The organism is Elusimicrobiota bacterium (assembly GCA_041658405.1).
GTDB lineage: Bacteria > Elusimicrobiota > UBA5214 > JBBAAG01 > JBBAAG01 > JBBAAG01.
Genome location: JBBAAG010000097.1, coordinates 1 through 9,744 on the forward strand (window position 1 = coordinate 1; position 9,744 = coordinate 9,744).

The window sequence follows — 9,744 nt, forward strand, 5'->3', positions numbered from 1 at the left end:
CTGCCGGTCATTAACAACATTTGGTGCGGATAATGACATAAACTCCGGCTGAGTTTCCTGTAAAGCCAACCCCAGTTTAAACCATCCAGTATCGATCCTGGCATCAACACCCCATGCATAATCCTGAACCCTTATCATTTCAGCAGCAGTGCGGTCTATGGACTCAGATCCTTGTAGTTCAGCATTGATACTAAACACCTCACCGAGTTTATACCCCACCATCCCGCCAATAACGTTATTCCCTAACCTAGGCACAGCTCCTTCTTCATCATTTGAACTAACGTATGTAACCCCGGCATTAATATTATTCCACGGGAGGTTAACCCCGATCTTACCACCGGTAAATAAACGCAGGTTTTGCGTGTCAATATTCGCAACCACTGTGTTTAGATACAACATCTTAGTTTCATCAGTTGCAACCTGTAACCCGCTCATAGCAGCCCCCTGGAGTGAAAGATTACTGAATGACGGTAAGATATCCCCGGCAAGTGCATACCAGTTTTTGGTGTAGTAATTAAACATTAGGTACTGCACCTGTGAAGCTATACTCTGCGGGTGAAACGCTGATAAATTAAACATCACAGTACTCTCCATGATATGCCCTACGGTATTCAAATTAGTATTCCCGTAATACTGATAGTCAGTCTCCGTAAACCTGCTCCGGTAGGACATCACAAGATTACCATCGAACTCAACGGGCATAATCTTTTTTGCAGCTTTTATCCTGGGTATAACATTAAGATCATAATACCCGCTTTCATATACAGTTTTATTCCGGTGTTTAACACTGATCCTATAAAAATACTTACCCGTCCATTCAGGGTTAAGCGTATAGGGTACAATAATATCCAACGTTGTCCCCGTCAAAGACTCAATCTCATTCTTAATAATGCCAGCTTTTGCGATAAACCTTTTTTTATTATTAAAAAATACTAATTCAACACTAAGCTTACCTTTTTCATAAATCACGGTTCCATTATTCAGGAGAACAACCTTAAACTTTATAGGTTCACCCGCGCGGCATGGTTCCGGTGAGACTGACACATACGGAATAATAACAGACTCCGCAGAGTATGCGTTAACATACAGCATTAGCATGATAGACAGCGCTAAACACAATCTCACCTTGAGAACCTCAACTTAACCTCTTTTTCTGTACCATCCTGTTTCCGTATCTTCATTAACAACTCTTTTATAGGGGGATACCACGGTTTAATCACCGCACTATCACTACGCAAATCTTTACCCGCAACACTAACGCTATACTTCCCTTCTTCTATGGGCTTAACCAAAAACTGTGCCTGTCCTTTATACAAAGCAAGCGCCAAACTATCCTTCCATGTTAACCCGTCATCCGTTGAGAATTTACACTTATCCGGGATAACAGTGACAAATACTTTATCAGTATAAGTTTTGTCAATACTCCCCGCGAGTGTCATCGCCTGGACTGACAACAATACCGATTCATTAACGTAAAGATCCGGCTTTACGTTTAACAACATAAGCTGGCTTTCAGCCTTATCATCGTCATACCACTTACGTTTTTGTTCAACCACAACCGGTTGCGGGACAGACGGCGGCTTACCCTTCACCACCTGGCTTTGCATATCACGGTTGAGTTCCTGTTTCCCATGTTCATTCTGTAGTTCAACCTTACCATAAAACACCAGTACTTCAGTTTTACCTTTGGGACTAACCAGTGTTTCAATCTCCGCACCGGTAAGAGTAACCTTCACCAGAGGAGTATGAATCTCAAACCCTGTTTGTTTCCTTGACAACTTCATCCACGCACGGCCTGATGTTAAACTCACGGAATTACCTTCCGTTATATGCCCGAATTTAGTGAGATCAATACTCATCTCAGAACTCTCACCTAACTTAACATCTATACCGTTAATAAAAGAAAGCATAACCTTTGACTGCTTACCGGTTTTTATGGTATCACCCTGGTTGAGCAACGTTGATTCTGTAAGCGTACCCCACTTGTTTTTATCATACTCTCTGTACTCAACTTTCCCAAACGTTTTAATTACTATCGCTGCGAGTTTAGGCGTATTATCCCGTGCACAATACAATGGTGAACAAAACAGGGTAAACATTATACCGGCAAGAATCACCCCAAATATTTTTGTGTATCTCATATCCATATTTTCCTCATTTAATAACCTTAAGGCCGGTATCAATAACCGCAACTTTACCGCGCTGAATATCCCTCGCTAAATCCTCAAACTCCAACCAGGAAACACCGTCTATATTTTCGAGTATGTACCCCGATAACTGTTCCATCACGGGTTGAGAAACAATTGAACCAACAAAATTCCGCCAATACTTTTGCCCGGCAAGGTCTTGTGGGATAGGTTCTTTACTAGCGGGAACGAAGACACCGCTTTTTGTGGAACTACTTGGAACAATAAAGATTTCTTTTAACTCAAATTCCGCGTCCTCCATCACCCCTGGTTTTGATAACTCAACCTCTTTTGAGAAACTCTTGGTATACCCCTGTTTTTGCGCGGTGATAACATAACTCCCTAAGGGTAAATCCTCAATGCGATACACCCCGCCGTTTGAAGTAACCGTTTTCCCTGCAGCATTACCGCTACAGGAAATAAATACCCCGGCAATCCCTGTGGTTGTACCGGCAAGAGTTACCCTCCCGATTATCCCCGCACGGAAATAGTTTGGTGACAGATTCACGCGGCTAATATAGATATTATCTTCAGGATGATCATCCACGAGTTCATGTTTCAGGGTTAACACCAACGACCGGGTAACCTTTAACAATGAAGGGTCCATGGTAAACATAACATCCGCAGTTTTCCCGGGTAATACAGACTCCACAGTCTCATCCACATCAGGATCTATCCCGTTAACGAAACACTTAACCCTAATACTATGCTCAACCTGATTCCCGTTATTAACCAACATAGCGTGTAATACAATTTTATTCTCTACTGACAACTTTTCCTCTAACCGAAACCCTGTGATCCCAACATTATGAGCAATAACATTTTTTACTTCACTTTTAATACTAAACGTATACACTGCGGGTGAGGTTGTGATAACCTTCCCGTCATTATCTAAGCCTTCTACTTTCCAATAATACTTTTTCCCGGATAATAACCTCCTGAAATCCTCCACCTTTTTTTCGTTATACGTATACACAGTACCATTTAGCTCAACATTGATTAGCGGATGATAAAAACCAGCATTATCGTCGATAACAATCCTGTACTTACTCGCACCGTTACTTACCCACCTGAAACTCAACGGCTGATCGGCAATCTCGGTAGTATTATCAACAGGATAAACAAGGGTAACAAACGGGGAGAAAACTTTAAACTTAACTTCCTTCTTCGTGATAAGCACAAAACTACTCGAATCCTTAGCTTCAACTTTTAGTGTGTAATACCCCTGTGACGAAAAAAACTGTTTTATCGGCACATTACGTAATGCCACCCCGCCGGTACCCGCAGTACCCGGGATAGCACCGGTGTTATACAACACCCTTGTCCCTACCGGGTCGTATACAGCATAGGTTATGGTAACCATCCCGCTGGCACCCATAGTGTTATTAGTCTCAACACTAAACGTAACTTTCTCGGCGGTAGAAAAGTATGTGCGTACCAGTCCCGCAGAATCCTTAGTTTGTACATTACCAAGTTCAACTACAGCCGATACGTCCACAGCCATACCAGCGGTAAACAACAAAGTTAATGTAAGTAAAAAAATAATTTTCTTCATCTAATCACCGCAACTTTTTCTTTGGTTTTTGATTCCTGCCCGCTTTTTTTGTCAATAAGTTTTAGTTGATAAATATACACACCCGAAGCTACTTTACTACCGTAAGTATTTTTTTGATCCCATGAATAAGTATACACCCCGGGGTTTGAGGAGTCATTTATAAAATCACTAACTGAAATCATACGTTCAAGCTCGCCAGTGATAGCATATATTTTTGCGTCACCACTGAAATCCGTAGACCCGGTTTTGAACCTCAATACTAAAACCCCGTCTTTTGCGGGATTGGGATACGCATAAACTTCATTTGCGGGAAGAAGGCCATACACAAACTCAACGACTTCAACCCGGCCTTCAGTTAATCTCACCTTCTGCGGTTGAGAGTGTAACACGCCATTAAAACTTTTTATGTAATACGTCCCCGGGAGAAGGTTATTGATACTAAACTTCCCGCTGGAATCTGTTTTTATACACGCAATAACCTTATTCTTTTGAATAAGTTCAACATACGATGAAGAGAGGGAAGCCTGAGCATAACCTATACTACCCTTAATAGTGGCTAATGAATACTTAATCTCAACCATAAAATCAGTATCAGCACTACCCGCTGAAACCCCGTCTTTATACGCTTCCGCAGTAACATCATCCGCGGTCCAGGTACAGATAATACGATACACAGTTTTTGGCAGTTGCGAAAATACATACATCCCGTCAGTTGACGTAAAAACCTCGTACTTACTATTATCCTCACGGACTGCCTGGATAACAATCCCGGTTAACGGACTACCATCAGCCTGCACTATTTTACCCGCAATCTGTGCTGACCCCACCATCCGTGTTTTAAGCGTAATCCCGGCAGCACAGGTAGTACTCACCCCGTCACCGTTATACCCAGAAACTTTGTAGTGATACGTAGTATTTTTGAGTACACCGGTATCAATAAACCTATTCTCTGCTAACTTATCCGCAAACCCGACTACTGTATCGTAAGTAATACCATCCACCGATTTTTCTATACCATAAAAACTATTCCCCCCAACCCCCGGGGTCCAGGTTAGACTCACGTATGCAGGTTCTACTTCTAATGCCGTTAATAAACTTGGCGCACGGGTTAACGTATAACACCTAACTAATGTCCCGCTTGATTCAAAATCATTAAACGCAGCAATCCGGCGGGTATACACGGTATTGGGTACAAGATTTGTATCTGTGTATGAAGTAGAGTTTTGTTTCAACGTTTTGATGACAACATTATCTTCTGTGAGCACCCGGTACCCGTTTTCATTAACTACAGTATCATCCCATCCCCAGGTAATACCGTATACACTGTTTGCCACAACCGCACTCCCCGCGCAGTTACGCGGTGAAATTAATAACGGTATATTCCCAAACTCTTTTTCATATGATAAAAACACGCGGGTATTACCCTTGTCATCAGCACCCTGGCCCAGTAATGAGATATCGAGGTCACCGTCATGATCGAAATCCATAAACTGCGCTGAACAGAAATACACACCCGGCATACCGGTTATTACTTCAGTAAACACACCGTTTTCATTTTTGTATAACTTCGTTACAATCCCTCCGCCTGAGGGTGACCACCCGGCAACTAGGATATCATTATCCCCATCCCCGTCATAATCACCGGTACTAAGAGAACTATTGGTGAACCCGGGAATACTAATTACTGTATCAACAAAACCATTCCCGGTATTACGGTACAGTTTTGTTTGAGCATTATTAGTACTATCCCCCCCGGTCATCAGGATGTCAAGCTTACCGTCGATATCATAATCCACCCAGCACACCTTACCGTTCGAGATTCCCCGTAAAGTAACCCCTTGTTCCGTAAACGTACTCGCTTCGTTTTTATAGAGTTTCATAATACTGAACCCAGGTTCAGACTCCCCGGAAATCACGAGGTCAGGATCACCATCGTCATCATAATCCCCAAACGCTGTGGTACAATTCCGTACTCCAGTAATCTGAGAATTAACCTCAACAAAACCTGTGATATCATTACGATATATTTTTGTTACATTCCCGGCAACTGACTCCCCTGCAAGCAGGAGGTCAGGATCCCCGTCGTTATCAATATCCGCAAAGGATAAAGCACAATTTTTTACTGCAGTAAATACCGTACTTTGTTCAGTAAATACATTAGTTTCTAACTGGAGGTACAGCTTAACAACACTTTGAGTACCGGTATTCCCTGCAAGTACAAGATCCATTTTACCGTCAGTGTTACAGTCAGCCCAGGCAAGCGCACAGTTCTTTACACCGTCCAGCGGCGCTTCAATATCAATAAACTCGCTATTATCATTACGAAATATTTTTGCAATAACTTTGTTTCCATCCTCACCCGCGATTGCGAGATCAAGTTCTTTATCCCCGTCATAATCACACCACGCAACAGTACCGTTCTTCACTTGCGGTATAAGAGTTATTAACTCTTTATAGGAACCGGCAATACATACCGCTGTTGCGGACCATACAGACCAATTATCATCTTCATCCCTTGCCTTTACCCAGAAATAGTATGTCGCTCTTGGCTGCAAGCCTGTTAGTGATACAGAACACTTTATCCCGCTTACCCAATCAGTTGAAATTGTCAGATTATATGCACACTCATCGGGAATATTAACGCTTACAGTAGTGTACACCACTTTCCACATGCCGGTAGTAACATTGTTCTCAGAACCATCATCCCCCGGTGAAGCCCAGGTTAATACTACCTGCATTTTTGCAGAAGCAATTACGCCGGCAACCTGCCCTGGAGGGATAACATCTGTACCATCATCTATATCAGTGATAGAGTAAACCGGTGAGACAAAGAATATTATTAAAACAAAAAACGCCGCTAATACATTAGCCATACATACACTTTCCCGCAGTGCATTTTCAAATAATATTAACTACTAACGACAACTTATTTTAGTATTGAAGATATAGCGGTATCCGCGTCTAAGAGCGCCTGATTCCCGTTTTTCTTACCGGTAACAGCTAAGCCCATCTCACGGTCAATAACATCCTTGATTTTGTTCCATTTAGGATTCACCGGGGGTGAGTACGCGGACATTAACTGTTTCCAGAACCCCAACCTTGGCTTATCAAACATCAACGCGTCTATACTCACAGCCTTTGCCGGGAAAAACTTCCCTAACGTTTTACAGAACATTGACGTATTTTCTTCCCAGGTAATAAACTTAGCTAACGCCACGGCATACTTCGCGTTCTTAGTTTTATTATTCACAACGAGATACTCCCCGCCGTAGAATGATGCGTGTACACCGTACTCACCTTCCGGCTTTGGCACTAATGCCACCCCGTAGTCAACATTCGGCGCTTCCGTCTTCAACCGGTTAATCAACCATGAACCTGAGATCCAGAACCCAACTTTATCATCAATAAATAACTGGTCAAGCTCGCTTTGTGTCCCGACATAACCATAGGTGATAAGGTTAAGATACTGCGCTAAAGCATCCCGGTTTTCTTTTGAGTTAATAACACACAGTTTCCCATCGGGAGATAACACATCGCCTTTGTTTGACCACATAAACGCCAACACTTTTTTGTATAACACATTCGGATTCGGCCCGTTGACACCCATACCATAAATCCCGGAGAACGGATTATGCACTTTTTTACTCATCGAGAGGAGATCAGTCCATGTCTCCGGAGGTGTATTCTGATCCAGGCTTGCGTTTGACATTAACCGTTTATTATAAAACAACGCGCGGGTATCGAGTACCCACGGCATAGCATATACTTTCCCGTCATACATTCCAGGCTCCCACGCGATATACTTATTCCGTAACCGCGTAACGTTGGAGGTAAGGTCAAGAAGAGCACCCTCTGCAGCGAATTCGCTGATCATATCCGACCCGAGCTCGAGTACATCCGGAGCGTTACCATCTTTGAATGCCTGCACAATTTCCTGGTAGCCCGTATCCCAGGTTAAGGTTTTAACTTCCACGCGTACACCCGGAGCAAGGACTTCATATTTATCAAGTAAATCATCAACCAACGCTTTTGATACGGGATCCGACCAAAAATGCCAGAACTGCAGCACAACCTCATCTTCAGCATACACTACTGAACTACAACTGAACACAGAAACCAACAACGCGAATACAACCGTACAACAAGCTAAAAACTTTTTCATTTTACGGTCATCCTCTTTTCATTTTTTACCCACAGGTTTTTGTTTATACATTTCGTACAAAATAATCCCCGCAGCGACACTAACATTATACGACTGAATATTCTTTATTGGAATAGAAACTTTGAAATCACACTTTTCGTTCACTAACCGCGGAAGCCCGGTATTTTCACCGCCAAGAACTAAACAACATGGATAGGTAAACTTAACCTTCTGTATATCCTCACCTTCACTATCCGCACCGTACACCCAAACATTACTTTTCTTAAGCTCATCCATCCGCTGGGGTAAAGAATTAGCTATCACGGTATCAACGTACTCAATCCCGCCGGCAGACGTTTTTGCCGCTGCCGGGGATAATCCTGCACTACGGTGTTTTGTCATAACTACGGACTTAACACCGAACCCCGCGGCAGTACGGATAATCGCCCCGACGTTGCGAGGATCTTCAACTTCCGCAAGCGCAACAATGATACTATCATTCACTATACTATTAAGCACATCCGTCCAGTCACCGGGTTTATAAATAAGCCCTTCCGCCAGTACGCCCTGGTGGTTAGAACCAGACGTTATGCGTTCAAGTTCACGCCCGTTAATACGGATGATGGTTACCCTATTTTTTTGTGCTAACGCTATGATATCATCAATAATCCCACCCTGTATACCTTCAGTGATATAAAGTTTTACGATATCCTTCGGCCGGTTCTTAAGGATTTCATATACCGGCTGCCGTCCATAGATAATACTGTCATCCACAATATTTTTGTTGTATGTCATAAAACTTTTTTTAACCTCTGCCCCCAGGGCGTGTCTTCAACTATAAACCCCAATTTTTTTATACCATCTCTCGCGATATCGGCTGCAGTAAAATCCTTATTTTTCTTCGCAGCTTCACGCTGCGCAAGCATGCTCTGCGCTTCAAGTGAAATATTAACCTTCCCAAAATCATAAACTATAGGACTAAACATTAACCCCAGCACTTTCTCTATTAACAACTTCAACGTCGCTACTTTAACCTTCAATGTTTGGATATCACGTTTATTAACCGCAGAAATAATTTCTTTCTTAAGCTCAAACACAACAGCGAGCCCGCGTTCACTATTAAAATCGTCGGACATAACAGCCTCAAACTTAGCGAGTACCGCAGCATCCACGCTGTTAAGTTCAGTTACGCTTGTAACCCCTGCTTTGTGGAACACAAACATTGCAAGCTCATAAATATCGGAAAGCCCCTCCCACGCATTTTTTGTTTGTTTCAGAACGGTATCCGAAAAATCCAATGGCGTACGGTAATGCTGGCTAAGCAGAAACATGCGTAACACCATAGGTTCATACTTCGCAAGGACATCCTTCAAAGAAAAAAAGTTACCTAACGACTTAGACATTTTTTCTTTATCCACCGTAACAAAACCGTTATGTACCCAATACTTAGCAAACGTTTTGCCGGTACACGCTTCCGACTGCGCGGTTTCATTCTCATGATGCGGAAACACAAGGTCAAGTCCACCGCCATGGATATCCAAAGTTTCAGTCCCAAGCTCGCCGATTGACATTACTGAACATTCTATATGCCACCCGGGCCGACCCCCACCCCACGGGCTCTGCCATGAAGGTTCACCGGGCTTCGCTGATTTCCATAACGCAAAATCTAGCGGGTCAGACTTAACCTCCCCGGTTTCTACACGTGCACCTGCGCGGAGCTGGTCAATATCACGGTTTGAAAGTTTACCGTATTTTTCAAATTTCCGTACCGCAAAATACACATCACCGTTTGACACGGCATACGCTGCACCGGTTAAGACAAGTTTTTCAATAAACTTTACGATCTTCTCAATATTTTCTGA

General features: G+C 42.9%; 7 protein-coding genes. All 7 read right to left on the bottom strand.

From position 1 onward, the window contains the following. The coding region (locus tag WC955_12015) for a hypothetical protein (GenBank protein MFA5859777.1) at positions 1-1,092 on the bottom strand (1,092 nt) is incomplete at its 3' end. A 29-nt stretch (positions 1,093-1,121) separates the two neighbouring features. Then, positions 1,122-2,141: a FecR family protein gene (locus WC955_12020; GenBank protein ID MFA5859778.1), complete on the bottom strand. Its 1,020-nt coding sequence runs from the start codon at positions 2,139-2,141 to the stop codon at positions 1,122-1,124. Between the two features lie 13 nt (positions 2,142-2,154). Beyond that, positions 2,155-3,741, bottom strand: a complete 1,587-nt coding sequence (locus WC955_12025; GenBank protein MFA5859779.1) for a carboxypeptidase regulatory-like domain-containing protein — start codon at positions 3,739-3,741, stop codon at positions 2,155-2,157. Then, complete coding sequence (locus WC955_12030; protein MFA5859780.1) at positions 3,738-6,614, bottom strand: FG-GAP-like repeat-containing protein; 2,877 nt, start codon at positions 6,612-6,614, stop codon at positions 3,738-3,740. The genes WC955_12025 and WC955_12030 overlap by 4 nt, the downstream gene beginning before the upstream one ends. Positions 6,615-6,667: 53 nt before the next feature. Continuing rightward, entirely contained in the window at positions 6,668-7,903 is a 1,236-nt protein-coding gene (locus WC955_12035; GenBank protein MFA5859781.1) for an extracellular solute-binding protein, read from the bottom strand. Between the two features lie 18 nt (positions 7,904-7,921). Then, positions 7,922-8,677, bottom strand: coding sequence for a 23S rRNA (guanosine(2251)-2'-O)-methyltransferase RlmB (rlmB, locus tag WC955_12040; GenBank protein ID MFA5859782.1), 756 nt, complete (start codon positions 8,675-8,677; stop codon positions 7,922-7,924). Further along, on the bottom strand, positions 8,674-9,744 hold a 1,071-nt coding region (gene cysS / locus WC955_12045; protein ID MFA5859783.1), incomplete at its 5' end, for a cysteine--tRNA ligase. The genes cysS and rlmB, both read right to left, overlap by 4 nt.

Coding starts and splice junctions, on each gene's coding strand:
- rlmB (MFA5859782.1), bottom strand. CDS start 8,677: ATGACATACAACAAAAATATTGTGGATGACAGTATTATCTATGGACGG.
- WC955_12020 (MFA5859778.1), bottom strand. CDS start 2,141: ATGAGATACACAAAAATATTTGGGGTGATTCTTGCCGGTATAATGTTT.
- WC955_12035 (MFA5859781.1), bottom strand. CDS start 7,903: ATGAAAAAGTTTTTAGCTTGTTGTACGGTTGTATTCGCGTTGTTGGTT.
- WC955_12025 (MFA5859779.1), bottom strand. CDS start 3,741: ATGAAGAAAATTATTTTTTTACTTACATTAACTTTGTTGTTTACCGCT.
- WC955_12030 (MFA5859780.1), bottom strand. CDS start 6,614: ATGGCTAATGTATTAGCGGCGTTTTTTGTTTTAATAATATTCTTTGTC.